27 protein-coding genes, 2 tRNA genes and 1 riboswitch are annotated in these 19,830 nt (G+C 27.9%); of the genes, 13 read left to right on the top strand and 16 right to left on the bottom strand.

Going from position 1 to position 19,830, the window contains the following annotated elements:
• The first annotated feature begins 2 nt into the window (after window positions 1–2).
• Window positions 3–773, top strand: a complete 771-nt coding sequence (locus ACTTBI_RS02595; protein WP_440652430.1) for an MBL fold metallo-hydrolase — start codon at window positions 3–5, stop codon at window positions 771–773.
• Here the strand turns inward: ACTTBI_RS02595 and ACTTBI_RS02590 are convergent.
• Genes ACTTBI_RS02590 through ACTTBI_RS02580 form a run of 3 tightly spaced genes read right to left on the bottom strand, consistent with a single transcriptional unit; the run spans window position 768 to window position 2,968 of the window.
• A complete protein-coding gene (locus ACTTBI_RS02590) occupies window positions 768–1,310 on the bottom strand; it encodes a glutathione peroxidase (RefSeq protein WP_440614365.1) in 543 nt (180 codons plus the stop codon). The genes ACTTBI_RS02595 and ACTTBI_RS02590 overlap by 6 nt on opposite strands.
• Window positions 1,307–2,488 (bottom strand): Na+/H+ antiporter NhaA, encoded by a 1,182-nt coding sequence (gene nhaA, locus ACTTBI_RS02585; RefSeq protein ID WP_440652429.1) that lies wholly within the window; start codon window positions 2,486–2,488, stop codon window positions 1,307–1,309. Before nhaA ends, ACTTBI_RS02590 begins: the two co-directional genes overlap by 4 nt.
• Window positions 2,489–2,494: 6 nt before the next feature.
• Window positions 2,495–2,968, bottom strand: a complete 474-nt coding sequence (locus ACTTBI_RS02580; RefSeq protein ID WP_440652428.1) for a zinc-ribbon domain-containing protein — start codon at window positions 2,966–2,968, stop codon at window positions 2,495–2,497.
• A 94-nt stretch (window positions 2,969–3,062) separates the two neighbouring features.
• Between ACTTBI_RS02580 and ACTTBI_RS02575 the strand changes: the two genes are divergently transcribed.
• The 7 genes from ACTTBI_RS02575 (at window position 3,063) to ACTTBI_RS02545 (ending at window position 6,787) form a co-directional block, all read left to right on the top strand.
• Window positions 3,063–3,139, top strand: a tRNA-Pro gene (locus tag ACTTBI_RS02575).
• 5 nt (window positions 3,140–3,144) lie between these two features.
• A complete protein-coding gene (locus ACTTBI_RS02570) occupies window positions 3,145–3,426 on the top strand; it encodes an ETC complex I subunit (RefSeq protein ID WP_440614362.1) in 282 nt (93 codons plus the stop codon).
• A 3-nt stretch (window positions 3,427–3,429) separates the two neighbouring features.
• On the top strand, window positions 3,430–4,422 hold the full coding sequence (locus ACTTBI_RS02565) for a putative transporter (RefSeq protein ID WP_440652427.1): 993 nt from the start codon (window positions 3,430–3,432) through the stop codon (window positions 4,420–4,422).
• Complete coding sequence (glpX, locus tag ACTTBI_RS02560; RefSeq protein ID WP_440652426.1) at window positions 4,422–5,369, top strand: class II fructose-bisphosphatase; 948 nt, start codon at window positions 4,422–4,424, stop codon at window positions 5,367–5,369. Before ACTTBI_RS02565 ends, glpX begins: the two co-directional genes overlap by 1 nt.
• A gap of 41 nt (window positions 5,370–5,410) precedes the next feature.
• Window positions 5,411–5,485 (top strand) — tRNA-Glu (locus tag ACTTBI_RS02555).
• A 2-nt stretch (window positions 5,486–5,487) separates the two neighbouring features.
• Window positions 5,488–5,766: a GIY-YIG nuclease family protein gene (locus ACTTBI_RS02550; RefSeq protein WP_440652425.1), complete on the top strand. Its 279-nt coding sequence runs from the start codon at window positions 5,488–5,490 to the stop codon at window positions 5,764–5,766.
• A complete protein-coding gene (locus tag ACTTBI_RS02545; protein WP_440652424.1) occupies window positions 5,738–6,787 on the top strand; it encodes a glycosyltransferase family 4 protein in 1,050 nt (349 codons plus the stop codon). Before ACTTBI_RS02550 ends, ACTTBI_RS02545 begins: the two co-directional genes overlap by 29 nt.
• Here the strand turns inward: ACTTBI_RS02545 and ACTTBI_RS02540 are convergent.
• Window positions 6,782–7,735, bottom strand: a complete 954-nt coding sequence (locus tag ACTTBI_RS02540; protein ID WP_440652423.1) for a site-specific integrase — start codon at window positions 7,733–7,735, stop codon at window positions 6,782–6,784. The genes ACTTBI_RS02545 and ACTTBI_RS02540 overlap by 6 nt on opposite strands.
• 312 nt (window positions 7,736–8,047) lie before the next feature.
• Here ACTTBI_RS02540 and ACTTBI_RS02535 point away from each other — a divergent pair, with 312 nt between their 5' ends.
• From ACTTBI_RS02535 to ACTTBI_RS02525, 3 genes are read left to right on the top strand one after another with little or no spacing between them, the layout of a single operon-like run.
• Window positions 8,048–8,524 (top strand): DUF2938 family protein, encoded by a 477-nt coding sequence (locus ACTTBI_RS02535; RefSeq protein ID WP_440652422.1) that lies wholly within the window; start codon window positions 8,048–8,050, stop codon window positions 8,522–8,524.
• Window positions 8,525–8,567: 43 nt separating this feature from the next.
• Window positions 8,568–9,005 carry an N-acetyltransferase family protein gene (locus ACTTBI_RS02530; RefSeq protein WP_440652421.1) on the top strand — a complete coding sequence of 146 codons (438 nt, stop codon included), beginning with the start codon at window positions 8,568–8,570 and terminating at the stop codon, window positions 9,003–9,005.
• A complete protein-coding gene (locus tag ACTTBI_RS02525) occupies window positions 8,986–9,261 on the top strand; it encodes a methylated-DNA--[protein]-cysteine S-methyltransferase (protein WP_440652420.1) in 276 nt (91 codons plus the stop codon). Before ACTTBI_RS02530 ends, ACTTBI_RS02525 begins: the two co-directional genes overlap by 20 nt.
• A gap of 546 nt (window positions 9,262–9,807) precedes the next feature.
• Here ACTTBI_RS02525 and ACTTBI_RS02520 read toward each other — a convergent pair.
• From ACTTBI_RS02520 to rplM, 7 genes are read right to left on the bottom strand one after another with little or no spacing between them, the layout of a single operon-like run.
• Complete coding sequence (locus ACTTBI_RS02520; protein ID WP_440652419.1) at window positions 9,808–10,659, bottom strand: DMT family transporter; 852 nt, start codon at window positions 10,657–10,659, stop codon at window positions 9,808–9,810.
• Window positions 10,660–10,675: 16 nt separating this feature from the next.
• Complete coding sequence (locus ACTTBI_RS02515; protein WP_440633391.1) at window positions 10,676–11,578, bottom strand: AEC family transporter; 903 nt, start codon at window positions 11,576–11,578, stop codon at window positions 10,676–10,678.
• Window positions 11,578–12,870 (bottom strand): homoserine dehydrogenase, encoded by a 1,293-nt coding sequence (locus tag ACTTBI_RS02510; RefSeq protein WP_440633392.1) that lies wholly within the window; start codon window positions 12,868–12,870, stop codon window positions 11,578–11,580. Before ACTTBI_RS02510 ends, ACTTBI_RS02515 begins: the two co-directional genes overlap by 1 nt.
• Window positions 12,867–13,091, bottom strand: coding sequence for a hypothetical protein (locus ACTTBI_RS02505; protein ID WP_440618395.1), 225 nt, complete (start codon window positions 13,089–13,091; stop codon window positions 12,867–12,869). Before ACTTBI_RS02505 ends, ACTTBI_RS02510 begins: the two co-directional genes overlap by 4 nt.
• Window positions 13,088–14,110 (bottom strand): N-acetyl-gamma-glutamyl-phosphate reductase, encoded by a 1,023-nt coding sequence (argC, locus tag ACTTBI_RS02500; RefSeq protein ID WP_440652418.1) that lies wholly within the window; start codon window positions 14,108–14,110, stop codon window positions 13,088–13,090. Before argC ends, ACTTBI_RS02505 begins: the two co-directional genes overlap by 4 nt.
• Before the next feature lie 33 nt (window positions 14,111–14,143).
• Entirely contained in the window at window positions 14,144–14,581 is a 438-nt protein-coding gene (rpsI, locus tag ACTTBI_RS02495; protein ID WP_440614345.1) for a 30S ribosomal protein S9, read from the bottom strand.
• A 1-nt stretch (window position 14,582) separates the two neighbouring features.
• The gene (gene rplM / locus ACTTBI_RS02490; protein ID WP_440652417.1) at window positions 14,583–15,041 is read right to left on the bottom strand and encodes a 50S ribosomal protein L13; all 459 of its coding nucleotides are present in this window, start codon (window positions 15,039–15,041) and stop codon (window positions 14,583–14,585) included.
• Between the two features lie 142 nt (window positions 15,042–15,183).
• A riboswitch (SAM riboswitch) is annotated at window positions 15,184–15,250 on the top strand.
• A gap of 2 nt (window positions 15,251–15,252) precedes the next feature.
• Here rplM and ACTTBI_RS02485 point away from each other — a divergent pair.
• Complete coding sequence (locus tag ACTTBI_RS02485; protein WP_440649103.1) at window positions 15,253–16,581, top strand: O-acetylhomoserine aminocarboxypropyltransferase/cysteine synthase family protein; 1,329 nt, start codon at window positions 15,253–15,255, stop codon at window positions 16,579–16,581.
• A gap of 27 nt (window positions 16,582–16,608) precedes the next feature.
• Here the strand turns inward: ACTTBI_RS02485 and ACTTBI_RS02480 are convergent, their stop codons facing one another.
• Window positions 16,609–17,634, bottom strand: coding sequence for a COX15/CtaA family protein (locus ACTTBI_RS02480; RefSeq protein WP_440652416.1), 1,026 nt, complete (start codon window positions 17,632–17,634; stop codon window positions 16,609–16,611).
• A 43-nt stretch (window positions 17,635–17,677) separates the two neighbouring features.
• Between ACTTBI_RS02480 and ACTTBI_RS02475 the strand changes: the two genes are divergently transcribed.
• Window positions 17,678–17,968 carry a chorismate mutase gene (locus ACTTBI_RS02475; protein WP_075506733.1) on the top strand — a complete coding sequence of 97 codons (291 nt, stop codon included), beginning with the start codon at window positions 17,678–17,680 and terminating at the stop codon, window positions 17,966–17,968.
• 1 nt (window position 17,969) lies between these two features.
• Here the strand turns inward: ACTTBI_RS02475 and ACTTBI_RS02470 are convergent, their stop codons facing one another.
• From ACTTBI_RS02470 to plsX, 4 genes are read right to left on the bottom strand one after another with little or no spacing between them, the layout of a single operon-like run.
• Window positions 17,970–18,161 carry a 50S ribosomal protein L33 gene (locus ACTTBI_RS02470; RefSeq protein ID WP_023853780.1) on the bottom strand — a complete coding sequence of 64 codons (192 nt, stop codon included), beginning with the start codon at window positions 18,159–18,161 and terminating at the stop codon, window positions 17,970–17,972.
• Window positions 18,162–18,524, bottom strand: a complete 363-nt coding sequence (locus tag ACTTBI_RS02465) for a MerR family transcriptional regulator (protein WP_440652415.1) — start codon at window positions 18,522–18,524, stop codon at window positions 18,162–18,164.
• Entirely contained in the window at window positions 18,517–18,816 is a 300-nt protein-coding gene (locus tag ACTTBI_RS02460) for an HU family DNA-binding protein (RefSeq protein WP_440652414.1), read from the bottom strand. Before ACTTBI_RS02460 ends, ACTTBI_RS02465 begins: the two co-directional genes overlap by 8 nt.
• A complete protein-coding gene (gene plsX, locus ACTTBI_RS02455) occupies window positions 18,817–19,818 on the bottom strand; it encodes a phosphate acyltransferase PlsX (protein ID WP_440652413.1) in 1,002 nt (333 codons plus the stop codon).
• Window positions 19,819–19,830 lie beyond the last annotated feature (12 nt).

Genomic DNA, 19,830 nt, shown 5'->3' with positions numbered 1-19,830 from the left:
ATATGAAATTTATTATTTTAGGCTGTGGTAGTTCAATGGGTGTACCAAGACCAGATGGTTTTTTTGGAAATTGTGAACCAAATAATAAAAAAAATTACAGAACAAGATGCTCAGCTTTATTGAAAACTACTAATGAAAATATACTAATAGATACTTCACCAGATTTAAGAGAACAACTTTTAAGACATAAAATTAAAAAAATAAATAAAGTTCTTTTTTCTCATATGCATGGAGATCAAACTCATGGAATTAATGATTTAAGATCTTTTTATATAAATAGCAGAAAACAAATTGATGTTTATGCGGATAGTGATACTTCAAAATATCTTAAAAATTCATTTTCATACATTTTCAAAAGTTACTCAAAAGAATATCCAGCAACATTAAATTTAAATAAATTGCCAAAAAATATTTATACAAGAAATAAGAATAAAAAAATTAATATTCAATCTATTACGGTTGAGCATGGTAAGGTTGATTCAAATTGTTTTATTATTGATAAAAAATTAGCTTATATCAGTGATGTAAGTAAAATTTTTAAAAAAGATTTCAAATATTTTAAAAACTTGAAATATTTAATAATTGATTGTTTATGGTACAATTTTCACCCATCACATTTCAACTTGGAAAGTTCACTTAATATAATCAAAATGTTCAATCCCAAAAAAGCTATTCTTACAAATTTATCACCAGTTTTAGATTATAAAGTACTTAAAAAGTTATTACCTAAAAATGTTATACCTGCTCATGATGGTTTAACTTTAGAATTATAAAATATTTTCAATTGATTTAATTAACTTTTTTGACATTGGTTTAGTAAAAGATGCAAATGTATCTTCAACTTTTCCTTCTTTGTTAATTAAAATTTTATGAAAATTCCATTTTGGAACAGCAGATTTACCATGATTATCTTTTGCCCATTTGAAAAGTTCATGAGCATTTTCTCCTTTAACTTCTGTGATTGTTGTTAGTGGAAAATTGATATTGAAATTTACTTCACAGAATTCTTTTACATCTGCATTATTTTTTTTTTCTTGATTAAAAGAGTTTGAAGGGACACCAAGAACAACTAATCCTTTGTCTTTATATAAATCCCATAATTCCTGCAATTCGTCATATTGTTTGGTGAAACCACAAAAACTAGCTGTATTAACTACTAGAATAACTTTATCTTTGTAATCATTTAAATTTATTGTTTCACCGGTTATGCTTTCAATTGTAAAATCATAAAACTTTTTTTCATAGTTTGCTGTTGCTGAGGTTTTAAAAAAAATCATAAATATAGAAAATAGAAATACTACTTTTTTCATTTCTTAGGTTTATTTGGAGTAAGTAATATTAAAAAATAACCAAATAAAGTAGATAGTAAAGAACCAGTCAAAACACCGATTTTTACACCATCCATATATTGCATATTTTCAACGAAAGCTAAATTTCCTACAAACAAACTCATTGTGAAACCAATACCAGTAAGAACTCCAACTCCATAAAAATTGTACCAACTTGTATCGTTTGGCATTTGGGCTACTTTTAATTTTATTGATATATAAGAGAATATAAATACACCAAGTTGTTTTCCCAAGAATAGGCCAAGTACAATACCTAATGGAACTTTATCTAACAATGAAGCGAAAGATAAGCCTTCAAGAGAAACGCCTGCATTTGCAAACGCAAATAAAGGCATTATTCCAAAAGCAACATATGGACTTATTGAATGTTCTATTTTTATTAATAAAGAAAAATCTTTGTCTTTTTTTCTATGAGGGATAGTCATAGCCAATAAAACGCCAGCAATTGTAGCGTGGATGCCTGAATTGTGTGTAAAATCCCAAAGGAAAAGTCCTACTGCTAAATAAGGTAAGAATTTTTTAATATTAAATTTATTTATTAATAATAAAATGATGAAAGCTAAAAGCATCAAAGTTAGATATTTAATGCTCAAATCTCCAGAGTAGAAAAGCGCAATAATTACTATCGCTCCTAAATCATCAATTATAGCTAGAGCTGTTAAAAACACTTTTAGTGATAAAGGAACTCTTTTTCCAAGCAATGATAAAACTCCTAAAGAAAAAGCTATATCTGTTGCTGATGGAATTGCCCATCCATTTAACGTTTCGCTATCGCCCAAATTAATAAAAACGTAAAATAATGCAGGAACTAACATTCCTCCTACAGCAGCTATGATTGGCAGTAAAGCCTGTTTAATATTTGAAAGTTCACCTTGTAGAAATTCTCTTTTTATTTCTAAGGTGACAAAGAAAAAAAATATTGCCATCAAGGCATCATTTATCCAATGTATTACTGATAATTTTAAACCAAAATTATTAATACCTATAAATAAGTATTTGTTTAGAGTAGCAAAATATAAATCCGCTAATCCTGAGTTACTAATAAATAATGCAATTATTGCAGCAAACAAAAGAACTAATCCACTTGCAGCTTCTAATTTAAAAAACCATCTAAAAGGTTTAGATATATAATTAATCATAAAATTTTAAATTAGGTCTATAATAAATAGTTTTATATCTTGCAATGTTTCAAAAAGGTTAAATAATATTATTTCTAGTCCAGGAAATACATTAATTAGTGGTGTTTTGAGTGTATCAACCAAGATTATTAAAGCAATAAAAGATATAATAAAAACTATCAAATAAGAAAATAATTTAGATTTCTTACCTTCTGACTTTTCAACTGTTTTTAAGTTTTCTTTTTCTATTTCAGCTTCAATTATTTTTTCTTGTTGCAATGTTTTGCTAATTTCTAAATTTTTTTCTTTTATATCGTTATTTTGTTCTGTTTTATTTGTAGAAAAATTATTATTTAATGTTAATGGAGCTTCACTTTCTTTTTGTGGTTGATAAAACCAAATTCTTTCACATGATCCACATTGTAACTCACGTCCTTCATTAGGAATTAACGAACTATCAATTTTGAATTGTTTCTTTTCGCATGGACAAGTAATAACCATGTCTTGTTATATAACAGATTTTACCCAAAATTCTTTTAATTTAGGCTTCTTTATACATTGAAATTATCAATAACTACTGTATTAGTACTTCGATCGGAGTGTAGCGCAGCCTGGTAGCGCATCTGGTTTGGGACCAGAGGGTCGCAGGTTCGAATCCTGCCACTCCGACCATCTATATGAAAAAAGCAATTATTTACATCCCAAACAAAAACCCAATGCAATCAGGTTTAGCTAAAAATGACAAGTGGATATTAGAATTTAAAACTAAAGATCCAACAAAGAATCCTTTAATGGGTTGGGAAAGCTCATCTGATACTTATTCGGAATTAAAATTAGAATTTTCATCAAAAGAACTAGCAATCAATTATGCAAAAAAAAAGAAAATAGAATTTGAACTAATTGAACCTAGAAAAAGAAAAACAGTAAAAAAATCTTATGCTGACAATTTTTTAAAATAAAAAATGTTTAGATTTTTCACTCAAAAGCATTGGTTGTTGTGGTCATGGATTGGTTCAGCAATAATTTTATCATCACTTTGGATACAGGTAAAAATTGATGTAAAAATTAATGAATGGTTTGGTCAATTCTACGACATGATTCAAAAAGCCTTAGGCGCACCAAATTCTATTACTATAGAAGAGTATTGGGCAAGCTTATTATCTTTCATAACTCTTGCTGCTATGTACGTAGGTGTAGCAGTCGTAGTTAGTTTTTTTACATCACACTATTTGTTCAGATGGAGGACTGCTATGGTTGAATGGTATCATAGCGTATATGATAAAGCTCGAAAAATAGAGGGAGCAGCACAAAGGGTTCAGGAAGATACAATTAAGTTTTCAAGAATAATGGAATCTCTTGGTACAAGTCTAATTGAAGCTCTAATGATATTAATTGAATTTATGCCAATTTTATTTGGGTTAAGTGTTGGAATTCCAATTTTTTTCTTTGGTGACTGGGATTATGGATTAATAGTTGGTGCTTTAATTTGGTCAGTAGGTGGAACGATATTTTTAATTTTGCTTGGGTTGATTTTAAGGTTAGTAGGTGTTGAATATGATCTCCAAAAAAAAGAGGCAGCTTATAGAAAAATACTTGTAATAGCAGAGGATGATGGAACCATTCGTCCAAAAACTATTGAAGAATTATTTGATGCTGTAAGAAATATTCACTTCTTAAGCTATATTAGATACTTATATTTTAACATTGGTAGAATTGCATACTTACAGGCAAATGTGTTGTCTGCATATGTTTTTTTAGCACCAGCGATCGTAGCTGGATCTGTTACACTTGGTGTAATGCAACAGATAATTAGAGCCTTTGGTAGAGTTGAAGGTTCTATGCAATATATATTAAAAGCTTGGCCAACTATAATTGAACTAGCAAGTGTGTATAAACGTTTGAGAGAATTTGAGTCCAAAATTATACAAGAAGAGTTAATTGATAAAAAAGCTTAATGGCCATTGATAAAAAATTTATTGATCAATTTGTTAACGTTACCTCAAAGGCAGCAATAGCTTCTTCATATTTCGTTGGCAAAAAAGATAAAATAGCAGCTGATAAAGCAGCCGTAGACTCTATGAGAACAGAGCTAAATAAAATGGATATAAAAGCTGAAATAGTAATAGGCGAGGGTGAGTTAGATGATGCACCTATGTTGTACATTGGAGAAAAAATTGGAACTAAAAATGGTCCTGAGCTTGATATAGCTGTAGATCCATTGGAAGGAACTAATTTTGCAGCTAACAATCTTCCTGGAGCCTTATCAGTAATTGCAATTGCAGAAAAAAACAATCTATTTAAGGCACCTGAAACTTACATGGAAAAAATCTCAACTAAAGTAAGGGAGAGAAACGTTGTTGATTTAGATTATTCAGTCAAAAAAAATATTTTTAATTTAAGCGAATACTTAAACAAAAAACCAGAGAATTTAACTGCATGTATTTTGGAAAGACCTAGGCATAACAAAATTATTGCAGAATTAAGAGATTTAAAAGTCAAAATTAAATTTATATCTGATGGGGATGTTTCTGGAGCGCTATTAGTAACTGATGAAAAATACTCTGTAGATATTTTTTTAGGTACAGGAGGGGGTCCTGAGGGAGTCTTGGCTGCTGCAGCATTAGATGCTTTTAATTGTGGTTTTCAAGGTAGGTTTTTATTTGAAACAGATAAAGACAAACAAAGAGCAAAAGAAATGGGAATTGTTAATCTTGTAAAAAAATATGATTTGAATGAAATTATCAAAGGTGACTCCATATTTTGTGCAACAGGAATTACTTCAGGTGATCTAGTTTCAGGAATAAAAATTGAAGAAGATAAATTTATTTCAGAAACCTTAGTGACACATAAGCACTCAAACCTTAAAAAGGTAGTAAAATTAAATCAAAAATTAATACGATAAGCTTGATTAATTATCTATTTTACAATAAAAAGCAGCAAATTGGTCCCTTCGTCTATCGGTTAGGACACGTGGTTTTCATCCTCGAAAGAGGGGTTCGATTCCCCTAGGGACCGCCATAATGAAATTTACTGTTTATTTGATTGTATCGAAAAATAAACAAAATCTTATAAGTTACGTAGGTTATACTAACGATTTAGAAAAAAGGTTAAAAAAACATAATTCATCTAAAGGAGCAAAATTTACACGAGGTAGATTTTGGAAATTGGCGTATAGTAAAATTTATTATTCAAAATCAAAAGCTATGAAAGAAGAATATAAACTAAAAAAAAACATTGCTCTAAGAAATAAAATTAAATCTCTTTTTTTAAATGAAAATTTCAGTACTTCTTCCGTATAAAGAAAATTTTTCACCAGATTATGCTGGTGCTGTATCTATATTTTTAAAAGATACTATAAAAATAAGCAAATATAGAAAATATATTACTGTATATGGGCATACAAATTTAAAGAAAAAGTTGTTGTCTAACTATAAGAATATAAATTTTACTAAATTTTTTTTTAGAAGCAGTTCAAAGATTTATATTAACAAATTTTTAGAAAATGAAAAAAATAAAAAATCTACATTTATAGAAATACATAATAGACCTGCATATATAAAATTATTATACAAAATTAATAAAAATTTAGTTTTATATTTTCACAACAATCCCCTTGAGATGAAATCTTCTAAATCAGTTAATGAGAGAATTGAAATTTTAAAAAAAACAAAAAAAATTATTTTTAATAGTAAGTGGACATTAAATAAATTTAAATCTGGTTTAGATAAAAAGTATTACAGAAAAAAACTTGAGGTGATTAATCCATCCACACTAAAAAAAAAAATTAATTTTAAAAATAAAAAAAAAATAATTCTTTTTGTTGGAAGATTAAATAAATCAAAAGGTTATGATATTTTTGGTAAAGCTATAATTAGAATTTTAAACAAATATACTGAATGGATTGGTGTTGTTATTGGAGATGAACCAAGAGAAAAATATATCTTTAACCATGAAAGACTGAAATTGTTAAGTTTTCAAAAACACAATGTTGTCTCTAAATGGTTTGAAAAATCAGATATTGCTATTACTTGCTCAAGATGGGAAGAACCTTTTGGAAGAGTTGCCCTTGAAGCTTCTAGTGCTGGTTGTGCTGTTTTAATTTCTCATCGAGGTGGTTTACCGGAGGCATCTCCTAAAGCTATAAAAATTAAAAATTTAAATGTTAAAAATCTTGAAATAGCGATTAAAAAACTAATTAAAAATCCTAATTATAAAAAATCATTACAAAAAAAAATATATAATCATTTTTTTTTAACAAATACATATACCACTAAAAAAATTGATAATTATAGGAAAGAATTACTATCTAAATTGTTATAATTTTATTTTATTTAAAGCATTATTTTTAAATAAATTTGCCTCTCTAATATACCTTCTAACCATTTGAGTTGTTTTATGTCCAGTCATGGCCATAATGCTTCTCTCATCTGCTCCTGCATCGGCTGCAGTAGTAGCAAAACCTGATCTTAAGCTGTGACCTGCAAAATTTTTATTTTCTATTCCAGCTAAAAGTAAATATTCTTTGATTAATAAAACTACAGATTGATCTGTTAACCTTTTTTGAGTTATATTTGAACCTTTAGATAATCTTCTAAAAATAGGACCGGATTTAATGTTAGAAATTTCTAACCATTTTTTTAGATTAATTACAGGACAATAATTTTTATCATTAAAGTAGGGTAGTCCTTTAATCATCCCCTCACCAAATTGATCAGTTTTTGATTTTCTTACAATTATTTTAAGTCCCTCAGGAACAAATTCTAAATCCTCATAATCGATAGATATTAACTCGTTCCTTCTAAACCCGCCCCCAAAACCAATTAGAATTATTGCTTTATCCCTTAGCTTTTTAACATTGTTTTTTTTTTGCTCATTTATTGAATTAATTATTGATTTTAAATGATTGATTAATATAGGTTTTTTACCTTTTTGAATACTACCCTTGACCCTTCTAATACCCATCAAATTTTCTACAATTATTGGATGTTTTGTGTCTAAATAATGCCCTTTTAGTTTATGAACCATGCTAATTGATACTAAACGTCTTCTTAAAGTGCTAAATTTTGAGTATTTAGAAAGATGAGTTAAATATAGAGCTACTATTTTAGGCTCAGTTGGTAAAGAACTTAATCCATGACTAGAACAAAAGATTACAAAGTCTTTAAAATCAGATTTATAAGCTCTTAAAGTATTATTTGCTTTAGAATTTTTTAAATTTCCTAAAGTAGCTTCATGAAGAATTTTTAGATCTGTAGTTAACTCATTCATATTATTACTATTGATAACAATTAATTATCATTAGTAATATATTAGAAGTATTCTAATGTCAAATAAAATAATTAATCATTTATGATGACAATTAGTAATATTGAGAAAAAACATGGATGAAATAAGATTAAAAAATGGGCATAAATGGTGTAATTAAACCAATATATTTTTTAATAACTTCAATTGGTTTCGTAATATTAAGCTTTATTCAATATAAAAAAACTGGAAAAACTCTAGAAACGATCTATTTGTCTATTTTAGCTGTTTTCTTTATAGTTTGCTTTGTTATTTTAAATTTTTATTGAGTTCATATTGATTGATATTCTAAGCATTTTAATCGCAGGCATATTTTCTTGCATCATTTTAGATATTTTGGGTTATTTATTAAAAAAAATAGGTATTCCAGAACCCTCTTGGGGCATTGTAGGTAGATGGACCTATTATATGATAAAAAATGGTACTTTTTTTAACCCAACAATTATTGATAAACCTGAATTTAAATATGAAGTATTACTTGGATGGGTTTTTCATTACTTTATATCAATATCTTGGGCAGTTATTTATTATATTATCTTTATTTATGGTGGAATTAAAATGTCTTATTTTTCAGGGCTTATTTTTGGAGCAATAACAACTTTAGCTCCACTTTTGGTATTTTTACCTTTCACAGGGCAAGGAATTTTTGCAAGAAATACTGATAAAACAATTGAAACTTCTATTATTTTTCTTATTAGGCATTCATTATATGGGGTAGCTATGTATGAAGGTTTTAGATGGTTTACAATTTAATAAATTAATAATTACAATATTTTATTTAATACTATTAATGTAAATGATAAGAAAAATTAAAAGAAAAGATAAGGAAAATTGGATAAAATTATATTGTGGGTATGCTAGATTTTATAAAGTTCCTATGAAACAAGAGGTTTTAGATACTTTATGGAGTTGGATACACGATGAAAATCATGTTGTTAATGGAATATGTTACGAATTAGACGATAAAATCGTTGGAATAGCTCACTACAGAACAATGCCAAGACCAATTAAAGGTAAATATATTTGTTTTTTAGATGATTTATTTGTAGATGAAAATTTTAGAGGACAAAAAATAGCTCAAAAACTTATAAAATACCTAGAATCTTTATCTAAAGAAAATAATTGGGAAGGAATACGTTGGATAACCCACTCTTCCAATGAGACAGCAAAAAAATTATATGATAAGATTGCTAAAAATACAGGATTTGAATTATATGAAATTAAAAGGGACTAAATTTCAAATAAAAGTTTGGAATTACTTAAAAAAAATACCCAAAGGAGAAGTTAGAACTTACCTACAGGTGGCAAAAGCTATTGGAAAGCCAAAAGCTCATAGAGCAGTAGCAAATGCGGTTGGGAAAAACCCATATCCTCCAAAAATACCTTGTCATAGGGTAATTAGGACTGATGGGTCGCTCGGAGGATACTCAGGAAAAGGTGGAATTAAGACTAAACTGCGTTTACTTAGATCTGAAAAAGTTGACATTTAAGGTTAAAAAAGTGTTGAAAATAAAGACTTTTAGACGATTTTCTTGAATAATCATGTAAATAGTGCTATTCACCCTTCAGTTGTACTATATATCTAAATATAACTAAATAAATACCCTCTATGGGCGATTAAAGAGCATATTCTATAACTGCATTGCTCTATTTTTCAATCATATCAACCCTTTTTCGATGTCACAAATTCGCTGCATTTTACAAGTTTTTTAAGCCAACTACCCTAGAATTTTTTGATGAAAAAATATATTTTAGAATTTTATTAGTAAAAAACTGTTGAATTTAAACACTTCTAGCAATTTATATTATTTTTTAAAAACTATTAACTAAATTTAGTGTTTTTTAAATATCAATGTGTTCCACAAAAGCTGTTTATATTAATAATTATAATTAAAAAACCAAGATATTACTCTACTTCACCAAGTAATAATGCGTTTTAATTATATTTATATATAAATAATTTATTCAATAATTACAATAATTTATTTAAATATATTAATGTAAAACATTAATAATTAGTATACAAAAAAATACTATTAATTGCTTCTTTTTAAAATGTACTCTCTTCTTGTTATATAGAGACCACTTAAGACAATTATAAAAAGACCTAAGTAAGTCCAATTATCAGGTAATTCATGAAAGAAATAATAGCTAATTAATATGTTTGTTATGATTTCTGTATAGCCTAAAGGAGCTAATTTTGAGGCATCTGCATATTTGAGTGATAAAATTATGAAAAGATGAGCTACAGAAGCTATAAGGCCGATTAAAGCCATTAAAATCCACTGATTTGTAGTAGGATTTACCCATACAGAAGGCATAAATAAGCTAATAATGATCGTTCCTATTAAACCTGAAAGCAAAAGCGTTAAAAGAGGGTTATCTGAAGTGCTAAGTTTTCTTGTTATAATAAGGTAAAATCCATAACAAATTCCATTACCTAAAGCAGCTAAAGTGGCTAGATTAAGTTCAATAAATCCAGGTCTAATAACAATCAAAGTACCAACAAACCCTAACGATACAGCAGTCCATCTTTTCACCCCTACTTTCTCATTTAAAAAAAATGGAGATAAAGCTGTGACACAAATTGGTGCTACAAATGCTAAAGTTAAAGCTTTAGGGAGTGAAATTTCAGAAATCGCATAAAAGAATAAATACGTAGAAAAAACAAATATCAAACCTCTTATTAGTTGAAGAGCCGGTTTTTTAGTCCAAACTAATGACTGTCTATAAAATATAAGCATTAAAGACAGAGTAAAAACAACGGTAAAAAAATATCTAGCCCATGTTATTTGTAAAACATCCATTGATGAGCTTAAATATTTAGCAAACGCATCCATAACAGGGACAATCATCCAAGCAGATGCATTTAAAATTATAGCCTTCACAACTAAAAGATATATCTTAATAGAAGTATTTTAAAGCAAAGAATACAACTATTGGAACTGTAATAAATGACATTAATGTAGAAACAACAATAGTGCTAGCGATGTTATCTACTATTTCTTTTGGTGAGTACATTGATCCAATTAAATAATTTAAAATAGCACTTGGCATAGCAGATTGAATTAAAATTACACCTGCACCAAATCCAGAAAGATCGAAAAAAATTATAATTAAAAAACCAATCACGGGTCCAATGATTACTCTTCCAATAGAGGCAATTATTGAATTAGTGAAAGAAAAAATTTTTAATTTTGTTAATGCAATTCCTAACGACATTAATATTAAAACAATTGCTGTATATGTTAACAATTCAGTTAAATTAATAATTGCCTTGGGCATCTCCAAGTCAAAATAAATAAAAGTAACTGAAAATATAATTGCGTAAAAAGGTGGATTTTTAATTAAAATATTAAAGTCAAATTTTCTGTCGGCTAGAAACACTCCTAATGTAAAGTGAAGTAAAATTATAAGAGAAGATATTGATGCAGCTATTCCTAAACCTTGTGAACCATAAGCAAAAAGACAAATAGGAATACCCATATTTCCATTATTAGGAAGAAGAAATACTGGGATTTCTCTAATGATATCTTTAGTTTTTAATAGATATAAAATAATTATGCCTGTTAAACCAAAACCAGCAATAGCAATTAAATAATAAATAAAATAACTGGTATATTGTTCAAATGTTATACCTGTAGAAGTAATAGAATATATAACCATTGCAGGTGTACCAACATTTGAGGCAAAAGTAGTTATAAAGGAATTATCAAAATCTGGTTTTTTCTTACCAAGGTAATACCCAATCCCAACAACAAAAAAAACAGGAAATAATACTTCAATAAGTTTGAAATATATTTCCATTAATCAAGCAATCTAATTAACGTAGGTGATTTTAAGATATTCTTATTTTTTTTAAATATAGATAAACAGCTATTACAATTTAATTCTGTGGTTTTATGAGTAACTATTACGATGGTAGCTTTATTATTTTTTTTATCTGGGGTTTGGATTAATCTTTTGACAGAAATTTTATATTTAGCTAAACGATTGGTTATTTGAGATAAAACGCCTGGTTTATCTTTAACTTCAAATCTTAAATATAAAGAATTAACATAATTATTTACGTTGTAAGTCTTTAAAGTTTTAAGCTTATTTACACTTACACCAAATGGCTTTTTAATGTTTCCTCTTAAAATAGATAATAAGTCAGATAATAAAGATGATGAAGTGGGACCTGGTCCAGCACCCTCCCCTTGTAATACACTTTCTCCTACTGGTTTGCCATTAAGGATTACAGCATTCATTACTCCATTTACATTACCAATATATGATTTTTTACTTACAAGACATGGATGAACAGTTTCAAAAAGTTGATTATTTTTAAGTTCAGAGATACCCAGTAGTTTAATTCTTAAATCTAATTGATTTGCAATTTTAATATCTTTTAAATCAATCTTTTCTATTCCTTCCATTAAACATTTTTTATTTGATATTTTACTATTAAAAGCCAAAGCGGATAAAATTCTCACTTTTGCAAATGCATCAAAACCATTTAAATCTAATTTTGGATTTCCTGGTTCGGCATATCCAAGCATTTGAGCTTTTTTCAAAACATCAGCAAAATTTTGCTCAGAATTTTCCATCTCTGACAATATATAATTTGAAGTACCGTTTAAAATTCCATAAACTTTAGATAATTTATTTGTAGCTAATCCCTCTTTAATAGATCTCAATATCGGTATCCCGCCAGCAACAGATGCTTCGAATTCTAAATTGACATTATTTTTTTCAGCTAGTTTTGCTAAATTATTTCCATGTTTTGAAATTAAAGCTTTATTTGGAGTTATTACATGGATTTTATTCTTTAACGCAGTTTCAACTAATTTTTTAGAAACCCCATCTGATTGTCCAATTACTTCAAATAATATATCAACTTTTTCTTTTTTAAAAATTTCAAATGGGTTTTTGTAAAAAATTTTTCTATTAATTTTATATTTTCTTTTTTTATTTATATTTTTTGCAGAAATAGCTACTACATGAACTCTTTTTCCTGTTTTAAGTTCAATATCTTTTTTTTTAACAATTAGTTCATTAAATAAATAATTACCAACTTGACCAAGTCCAACAATTGCAACATTCACTATATTATTCATTTGCTTATATCTGGATATTTACTTTTTTTAGTATAGTCATCTATATAAATCTCATATTCTTCTAATGTCATTTTTGTTATATCGTCTGACTTTTTAAGTATTTCAGTTATTTTTTTTTGATTTTTTTTATTTTCAGCAGGATGTTCTGTCCAATACTGAGAATCTTTATTTAAAGAGCAATTACATAAAAAAATTAGAAAAATAATTAACAAATATTTCATTTTAAAGCAGTTCTTTCAGGAAAATTAAATTTATTATTTAAATTTTGAACAGCCTGACCTGCTCCACCTTTGATTAAATTATCTATTGCAGAAATAATGATTATTTTGTTTTTATATTTTGATTTACACACTGTGATAAAGCAATTGTTTGTATTGATAACATCATTTGTACTCAAAAGTTTATCAGAATCTAATATTTTAACAAAATTTTCTCCCTTATAAGACATCTCAAGTGTTTTGATGATTTTTGATTGATTAACATTTTTTTCTAAATCTAAATAAATTGTACTTAATATGCCTCTAAACATTGGAGATAAATGTGGAGTAAAACTAAATTGAAAATTTTTATTTGTAAATTTACTTAAAAATTGATGAATTTCAGAATTGTGTCTATGAAAACCGACACCATAAGCACTTAAAGATTCGTATAAATTCTTGTCTTTATATTTTTTATGAACTCCTCTACCGGCACCAGAATATCCAGATTTTGAATCAATAATTATATTGTCTAATTTAACTAATTTTTTTTTAATTAGCGGAACAAGAGGTAATAATATTGATGTTGGATAACATCCTGGACATGAAATAATATTGTGATTTTTTAATTCATCACGATTTATTTCTGGTAAACAATAAATGCTTTTCTTCTGTAGTTTTGGAGCTCGATGTTTTTGTTTATACCATTTTAAATAATCATTAGCTTTTTTTAATCTAAAATCTGCCGCTAAATCAATTAGAGTAATATTATCATTAAGTTTTTTTGCTATATCTTGAGCCTCACCATTTGGTAGAGCTGTAAAGACAACATCAATACCATTTAATAATTTAGGATTAAATTTTACAATTTTAGGTAATTTTTTTTTTGATAGAGATTTGTCATAATAAGAAATATTTTTTCCAACAGACGAATTTCCACATAGATATTTAATATTAATATATTTGTGGTTAATTAATAACTTGATTAATTGAACACCAATATATCCTGTAGATCCGGCAACTAATGCATTAAGCTTAGGCATTTTTTATTATAGCAGTTTAAATTGTAAAAAAAATTATCTTTTAGAAAACTGGAAGCTTCTTCTAGCTTTTCTTCTACCAGGTTTTTTTCTCTCAACAGCTCTAGAATCTCTGGTTGTAAGCTTTTCAGTTTTCAATGTTGTTTTTAAATTTTCATCAAAGAGAACCAAAGCTTTAGAAATACCATGAACCATTGCTCCAGCTTGACCTGTAGGTCCGCCACCTTTTACACTACATCTAACATCATAATCTGTAGCTTGATTTATAATTTCAAAAGGTCTTGTAATTTGCATTTTGTGAATTTCATCAGCAAAATATTCATTATATAATTTGCCATTAACATAAATTTTACCAGAACCTTTTTTTAACCAAACTTTTGCTATTGAAGTTTTTCTTCTACCTGTCGCGTACTTACTATCTTTAAAATCTAATTTTAACTTAGGAGTTTTTGTGTTTGATTGTACGTTTTCCATATTAATTTCTTGCAATGTTTTTATTGTTTAGTTTATCTAATTCTATAACTTTTGGGTTTTGTGCAGCATGAGGATGCTCACTTCCAGAATAAATTTTTAATTTTGTTAGTTGTTTTCTACCCAAAACACCACCAGGCAACATTCTTTTAACTGCTAATTTCAAAGTTTCTCCAGGTTTTTTTTCATGAAGTTTTTCTGGTGTGGTAACTTTAATTCCACCTGGATGTCCTGTGTGTCTATAATACTTTTTGTTTTGAAACTTCTTACCAGTAAATTTTGCTTGTTCGATATTTTTTACTACAACAAAATCTCCATCATCCATGTGAGGTGTATAAGTAGTCTTATTTTTGCCTCTAATAATATTAGATACAACAGTCGCTAATCTTCCAACAACTGCATTTTTTGCGTCAATCTCGTACCAATATGATGTGACTTGATCTTTTTTTGTAAATTTTGTCATTGTGCGTGGATTAATACTATTAAATTATTCAAAGTCAATTTTATATTTAGCTTGTAAAACATAACTAATATGCTATTTATCACTTGCCGATTTGATCCTATTGCGGGCATAAAACTGCTAAAATGGAATTTTCATAAAATTTTAAATCGGTAGGCATTTGAACTGTATTGTGCGCCTTGCATAAAGCAAAAGCACTAAAAAAGGAGTAAAAATGAGTACAAAAAGAAATAATCCAGAAACTATTGCGATACATGGTGGAGACTACAGAAGTGATCCGGCTACAAATTCAGTAGCAGTTCCAATTTATAGAACAACCTCGTATCAATTTAATAACACTGAACATGCAGCTAATTTATTTGCGTTAAAAGAGTTTGGAAACATCTATACACGAATAATGAATCCAACTAACGATGTGTTGGAAAAGAGAATCGCTGCGCTTGAAGGTGGTCTTGCAAGTTTAACTGTAGCATCTGGGCAAACCGCTTCTACTTTTGCAATATTAAACGTTGCTCAAGCTGGAGATAATATTGTTAGTTCAACAGATCTTTATGGTGGAACAGTTTCTTTATTTACGCATACTTTAAGTAAGCTTGGTATAGAAGTAAGATATGCAGATCCTTCAGATCCAAAAAACTTTGAAAAAGCAATAGATGATAAAACTAGAGCTTTTTATGGAGAAACATTACCAAATCCATATTTAAGAGTTTTTCCAATTAAAGAAGTTTCAGATATTGGTAGAAAATATAACATTCCATTAATCTTAGATAACACTGCTGCCCCTGTAATTTGTAAACCAATTGAACATGGTGCTGCTGTGGTTGTTTATTCTTTAACAAAATATATAGCAGGTCATGGAACAGTAGTTGGGGGTGCACTAGTAGATGGTGGAAATTTTGATTGGACAGCAGATCCAAAAAGACAGCCACTATTTAATGAACCTGATGCAAGTTATGGAGGAGTTGTTTGGGGTAAAGCTGTGCCCGAATTAACAGGTGCAAATGTTGCTTTTGCAGTTAGAGCAAGAGTAACCCTATTAAGAGATTTAGGATCAGCTCTTTCTCCCGATAATGCATTTGGTGTTATACAAGGACTTGAAACAGTTGCTTTAAGAATGAAACAACACTGTGATAATGCTGCAAAAGTGGTTGAGTACTTAAAAAATCATAAAGCTGTTGAGAGAGTAATTTATTCCACTGAACATAATGAAGAGATATCAAGTCGAGCAAAAAAATATCTTAAAAATGGTAATGGTGCTTTAGTTGGTATTGAATTAGCTGGTGGTATCGAAGCTGGTAAAAAATTCATTGAGGCTTTAAAAATGTTTTACCACGTTGCAAATATAGGTGACGCTAGAAGTTTAGCAATACACCCAGCAACAACTACTCACAGTCAATTAAATGAGGATGAATTAGCTGCTTCAGGTGTAACCCCTGGATATGTTAGACTTTGTATTGGTTTGGAACATATAGATGATATCATCGATGATTTAGATCAAGCTTTAGACAAATCATCAAAAGGTAATTTAAAAGCAGTTAGTTAATTTTATTTATATGTCTACAAATAGAAATTAATTAATCTGTCTTTTGTATTTTGAAATAAATAAAAAATACAAAGTTGAAAGTATTATCAAAATAGAATTTATCTGGTGTAAAGATGCAAATAACATTTTTACTCCAGATAAAATAGTTATCACACCAAGAAAAATTTGAAATGCCAAAGTCAAACCAATTACAGTGATAGGTTTGTATAATTTTTTGTTTCCAGTGTTAATTACCTTAAAGAGGATTAAGGCATAAATGACTATAATTAAGTATGCTAAATTTCTATGTATAAATTGAACAATAGAAGGATTATCAAAAACTTTCAAATTCAAAAACTCTTTAAAACTACTATCATCAGGAAAATAATTAACTCCCATCAATGGCCAGGTGTTATAGATTTTACCAGCATCCATACCAGATACAAAAGCACCTATAATTAGTTGGAAAAATAATAAAACTAAAAAAATTTTTGCTATAAAAAGATTAATTGAAATTGTTTGATTTGAAGAGGATGATAACTTTAAAAATTGCCAATATACAATTGATAAAATTATAAAAGCTGTAACTAAATGTGTTGCTAGTCTATAATGGCTAACATCAATTCTTTCAACTAATCCACTTGATACCATGTACCAACCTAAAAATCCTTGAAAACAAACCAGTAAAAAAATAAGTCCATATTTTTTTATAATCCAAACTCCATGTTTTACTGTAAAATAAACCATTGGGAGTAATACGGTTAAACCAATTATTCTCCCTAACTGCCTGTGTCCCCACTCCCACCAAAATATTACTTTAAATTCATCAAGAGTCATATTGAAGTTTTGTTGGCTGTATTCAGGAATTGTTTTATATAAACTAAAATATTCTAACCATTTTTCATTTGTAAAAGGTGGAAAAAAACCAACAAATAATTCCCAAGTAGTAATTGATAGACCGGAGTCCGTTAGTCTTGTTAAACCTCCAACCAATATTATTAAAGAAACTAAAATTAATAATGATAGCATCCACAATTTAAGTTGATTATTTAAATGATTATTCTCACTGTACATGCTCAGATAAATATAATAATTATTAAGTATTCCAATAAATTAAATGTCGCCAAATAATAAAAAAAAACTAGATTTAATAAGAGTTAAGCTTGATAAGCTAGATAATAAACTATTATCACTTATAAAATATAGAACAAAACTAGTTGAGGAAGTTTTAAAACTAAAAGAATTTAAAAAAGAAATCGTAGATAAGAAAAGAATTAATTTTATATTAAAAAAAATTAAAGCAAAATCTTTAAAACAAGGCATTGATCCAAAAATAACTAATCGTATTTGGAAAAATATGATTTGGTCTTATATTGATTACGAAAGAAGAAATTTTAAAAAAAAATAATTTACTTACTATGAGGTGGAAGCTTTTTCTCCACAAACATTTCGTGTTTTCTTGTGTCTGGATTATATTTTTTTGCAGATAATTTTACTTTTGCTTTCTCGCCACCTGCTGGTTTTTTTACATAATAAAAGTAAGGACTATCAGGTTTAGCTTCTGGGACCATTCTAACTTTTACGTGTGTTTTTTTTGCCATTTATTTTAGTGTTTTTAAAATATTTGATATTTTAGTTAACTTATTTTTTAATTTTTCAGCTTTTATAGATTTATCTGCCATTTCGTCAAGCTTTAAAGTATCTTCATTATCCAGGATCTTCTTGACTCCATTAATTGTCATTCCTTGATCTTTTAGCAAATATTTAATCTTCTTAAGAAGATCTATATTTTTTTCATCATAATATCTTCGATTGGAATTAAGAATTTTTGGCTTGATTTGTTTAAACTGTGTTTCCCAAAATCTTATTATATGAGTAGGCAAAACACCTTTCTTATTGACTTTTAAGTCTAAAATTTTAGCAACCTCACCAATAGTTTTATAAGCTTGATCAGCTTTATCCATAATTTTTAAGATTTATAAACTCTTTAAATTCTTTTGAAGGTTTAAATAAAACAACATCTCTACTAGATATTACTTTAGTTTCCTTAGTTTTTGGGTTTCTACCAATTCTACTTTTTTTTTGTCTTATGGAAAAAGTTCCAAATTTTGATAATTTAAGTTTCTTCTCAGATTTAATATTAGAAACAATTGTAGACAAAAAATCATCAATTAAGTTTTCTGAAATCTGTTTAGAAAAACCTAGTTGCATATAAACTAAATTAACTAAATCTTTTTTAGTTAAATTTATTCTCATTTAAAGATTCTGTTTAATCTTTTCTATCAAATTACCTTTAACAATTCTATGACAAACATCTAATGAGTTAGCAAAGCCAACGTTATCAGTACCACCATGACTTTTTACTACTGGGGAATCTAAGCCTATAAAAATTGCGCCATTGTACAGTCTTGGATCTAATCTTTTTTTAAATTTTTTTAAATTTGAAATGTTTAGAAGAGAAGATAGTTTTCCTATCCAATTTCCTGTCATTGCTTTTTTTAATTCGCTTGTAATAAAATTTGCTGTCCCTTCAGCTGTTTTTAATGCAACATTTCCAGTGAATCCATCAGATACAATTACATCAACTTCACCATCCATTATGTGGTTACCCTCGATATATCCGGAAAAATTAAAATTTTCAGATTTTTTGTCATTAAGAATTTGATATGTTTCTTTTATTACTTCATTACCCTTTAATTCTTCAGAACCAATATTCAATAAAGCTACGTTGGCTATTTCATCTGGGTATAATGAATTATAAAGAGCAGCTCCCATTGAAGAAAAATCACTTAAATTTTTTGAACTACATTCAATATTAGCTCCAAGATCTAATACAACACTCATACCTTTTTTATTTGGCCAAAGCGCGGACAAAGCTGGTTTGTCTATATTTTCGATCATTTTAAGATTTAATTTTGACACAACTAATAGAGCACCAGTATTACCTGCAGATATAACTATATCAGCCTGCTTTTCTTTAACACTCTTAATAGCAAGCCACATACTTGTGTCTTTTCCTCTTTTTGCACCTTCTAAAGGACTGTCTGTACTTTTAATTGAATTCTCTGTATGAAAAATCTCATAGAACTCTTTATTAATTTTATTTTCAATTAATGGAGAAACTTTATTTTTATCTCCAAATATTTTGTAAAAAATGTTTTTATTTGATTGATGGTTATAAATAATACCATCAATAACTTTTTTTGGTGAACCGTCACCTCCCATTGCATCAACTGCAATTTTAATTTTTTCGGACATTAAGATAATTAT

The organism is Candidatus Pelagibacter sp. HIMB1542 (assembly GCF_052047835.1).
Lineage (GTDB): Bacteria > Pseudomonadota > Alphaproteobacteria > Pelagibacterales > Pelagibacteraceae > Pelagibacter.
Note: the sequence above shows the minus strand (reverse complement) of the source record. Positions and strands in the feature narration are given on the sequence as shown.

Bases quoted from the DNA above. Each gene is read 5' to 3' on its own strand.
- ACTTBI_RS02595 (WP_440652430.1), top strand. From the start codon at position 3: ATGAAATTTATTATTTTAGGCTGTGGTAGTTCAATGGGTGTACCAAGA.
- ACTTBI_RS02590 (WP_440614365.1), bottom strand. From the start codon at position 1,310: ATGAAAAAAGTAGTATTTCTATTTTCTATATTTATGATTTTTTTTAAA.
- nhaA (WP_440652429.1), bottom strand. From the start codon at position 2,488: ATGATTAATTATATATCTAAACCTTTTAGATGGTTTTTTAAATTAGAA.
- ACTTBI_RS02580 (WP_440652428.1), bottom strand. From the start codon at position 2,968: ATGGTTATTACTTGTCCATGCGAAAAGAAACAATTCAAAATTGATAGT.
- ACTTBI_RS02570 (WP_440614362.1), top strand. From the start codon at position 3,145: ATGAAAAAAGCAATTATTTACATCCCAAACAAAAACCCAATGCAATCA.
- ACTTBI_RS02565 (WP_440652427.1), top strand. From the start codon at position 3,430: ATGTTTAGATTTTTCACTCAAAAGCATTGGTTGTTGTGGTCATGGATT.
- glpX (WP_440652426.1), top strand. From the start codon at position 4,422: ATGGCCATTGATAAAAAATTTATTGATCAATTTGTTAACGTTACCTCA.
- ACTTBI_RS02550 (WP_440652425.1), top strand. From the start codon at position 5,488: ATGAAATTTACTGTTTATTTGATTGTATCGAAAAATAAACAAAATCTT.
- ACTTBI_RS02545 (WP_440652424.1), top strand. From the start codon at position 5,738: ATGAAAATTTCAGTACTTCTTCCGTATAAAGAAAATTTTTCACCAGAT.
- ACTTBI_RS02540 (WP_440652423.1), bottom strand. From the start codon at position 7,735: ATGAATGAGTTAACTACAGATCTAAAAATTCTTCATGAAGCTACTTTA.
- ACTTBI_RS02530 (WP_440652421.1), top strand. From the start codon at position 8,568: ATGATAAGAAAAATTAAAAGAAAAGATAAGGAAAATTGGATAAAATTA.
- ACTTBI_RS02525 (WP_440652420.1), top strand. From the start codon at position 8,986: ATGAAATTAAAAGGGACTAAATTTCAAATAAAAGTTTGGAATTACTTA.
- ACTTBI_RS02515 (WP_440633391.1), bottom strand. From the start codon at position 11,578: ATGGAAATATATTTCAAACTTATTGAAGTATTATTTCCTGTTTTTTTT.
- ACTTBI_RS02510 (WP_440633392.1), bottom strand. From the start codon at position 12,870: ATGAATAATATAGTGAATGTTGCAATTGTTGGACTTGGTCAAGTTGGT.
- ACTTBI_RS02505 (WP_440618395.1), bottom strand. From the start codon at position 13,091: ATGAAATATTTGTTAATTATTTTTCTAATTTTTTTATGTAATTGCTCT.
- argC (WP_440652418.1), bottom strand. From the start codon at position 14,110: ATGCCTAAGCTTAATGCATTAGTTGCCGGATCTACAGGATATATTGGT.
- rpsI (WP_440614345.1), bottom strand. From the start codon at position 14,581: ATGGAAAACGTACAATCAAACACAAAAACTCCTAAGTTAAAATTAGAT.
- rplM (WP_440652417.1), bottom strand. From the start codon at position 15,041: ATGACAAAATTTACAAAAAAAGATCAAGTCACATCATATTGGTACGAG.
- ACTTBI_RS02485 (WP_440649103.1), top strand. From the start codon at position 15,253: ATGAGTACAAAAAGAAATAATCCAGAAACTATTGCGATACATGGTGGA.
- ACTTBI_RS02480 (WP_440652416.1), bottom strand. From the start codon at position 17,634: ATGTACAGTGAGAATAATCATTTAAATAATCAACTTAAATTGTGGATG.
- ACTTBI_RS02475 (WP_075506733.1), top strand. From the start codon at position 17,678: ATGTCGCCAAATAATAAAAAAAAACTAGATTTAATAAGAGTTAAGCTT.
- ACTTBI_RS02470 (WP_023853780.1), bottom strand. From the start codon at position 18,161: ATGGCAAAAAAAACACACGTAAAAGTTAGAATGGTCCCAGAAGCTAAA.
- ACTTBI_RS02465 (WP_440652415.1), bottom strand. From the start codon at position 18,524: ATGGATAAAGCTGATCAAGCTTATAAAACTATTGGTGAGGTTGCTAAA.
- ACTTBI_RS02460 (WP_440652414.1), bottom strand. From the start codon at position 18,816: ATGAGAATAAATTTAACTAAAAAAGATTTAGTTAATTTAGTTTATATG.
- plsX (WP_440652413.1), bottom strand. From the start codon at position 19,818: ATGTCCGAAAAAATTAAAATTGCAGTTGATGCAATGGGAGGTGACGGT.